Annotated in this window: 1 protein-coding gene and 2 pseudogenes; 2 read left to right on the top strand and 1 reads right to left on the bottom strand. The window is 38.9% G+C overall.

What is annotated here, in order from left to right; translation table 11 throughout:
• Nucleotides 1-262: IS3 family transposase (locus L4B77_RS20035; protein WP_429748332.1), on the top strand; the 262-nt coding region annotated here is incomplete at its 5' end.
• 30 nt (nt 263-292) lie between these two features.
• On the opposite strand, the pseudogene L4B77_RS20040 reads toward L4B77_RS20035, so the two are convergent.
• A pseudogene (locus L4B77_RS20040) lies at nt 293-712 on the bottom strand (methyltransferase domain-containing protein); the annotation flags it as partial.
• Between the two features lie 414 nt (nt 713-1,126).
• On the opposite strand from L4B77_RS20040, the pseudogene L4B77_RS20045 reads away from it, so the two are divergent.
• Nucleotides 1,127-1,307: pseudogene (locus tag L4B77_RS20045) on the top strand (IS91 family transposase); the annotation flags it as partial.

A 1,307-nucleotide genomic window follows, 5' to 3' on the forward strand; every position in this document is an offset into this window, starting at 1 on the left:
AAAAGACTACCGAGATTTAATCGCAGCTCATAATCTAAAACAAAGCATGAGTAGGAAGGGGAATTGTTGGGATAACGCCTGTGTTGAAAGCTTTTTCCACTCAATGAAAGTAGAAGCCGTCCAATACGAGCCGATAATGACCCGAGAAGAGATGCGCCAAGCGCTTTTTGAATACATTGAAGTTGATTATAATCGAACAAGAAGGCACAGTGCTCTTGGGTATCTAAGCCCAGTTAACTTTGAAAAACAATATGTAGCTTAATGCGGTGTCCAGTCTAACTGGAGCAGATCAATGCTTAAACATAATACCCTTATCAATCAAATTTCCAGGTAAACAATGAAGCAAGTAATTAACACTAATTGAGTCAAATTTATCGACATTTAACTCAAGAGGCTCAAGTACATCCCCGCAGTAAACTTCCGGTTGGAAATGATTTATTGCTTTTGAAGTTGTATCAAGACTATTTTGATTCAAATCTAGCAAAGCGATACGTTTTGTTGATTGAGGTAGATAATTCTTGAGGTAATAACCTGAGCCGACACCAACATCTAAATGGTTAGATGAAACTAACATTGAAAATTGCTCGCTAATAAATCTAGTTGGGCATTTCCAAAAATAGTTATTTGAGACTCCTAAAACCCAGAAATCGTATATTGAGAGTATTTTCTTCGAGTAGACAGCTTGTCCAGCAACTGTGGATTCTTTATTCATTTTTAATTTCATATAGTTATAAATTATTAAACTTCAATTTATACTAAAAAATAAAGATAGCAAATCTTACCAGAGATAAAAAATATAACACCGCATTAAGGGGGGAACAACGCCTCCACCCAACCTAAAGTACTGTACCGTAAACACTAAATTTGAAGTAGATACAACAATACCAAGCGTTGAGAATCGCTCTTAAATTGCTTGTATGGATAATAAGCACTCCAATCGGGTAAAGAGAGACCCAGACTTTAGCTGCAACTAAAGTTCTTCTATCTGATAGTTCGATTGAACGCTGGCTCCTCTATCGAGAGACCGATAAGAACCGGCGACGTTGTCGCCTGAGCGGCCTACGGCCGAAAACAAAGAGACTCATCCTACTAGGTCGTTTTACATGAATCGTTTATCCTATAGGTCATGCATCCGAATAAGCCCATCAAACAACTCTTCAATGCCAACGATAATTGGCTAAACTACCTCAATAAACATCGGAAAACGCTCCGAACCGTCGTCATTGAAAATGTCACCAAGATGCTCGCTTGCAGTACCGCCGCTTTTGGCTCTAAAGAGTATCGATGCTGTCAGGCCAACTGCACTC

The organism is Vibrio minamisatsumaniensis (assembly GCF_050337445.1).
GTDB classification, from domain to species: Bacteria; Pseudomonadota; Gammaproteobacteria; order Enterobacterales; family Vibrionaceae; genus Vibrio; species Vibrio artabrorum.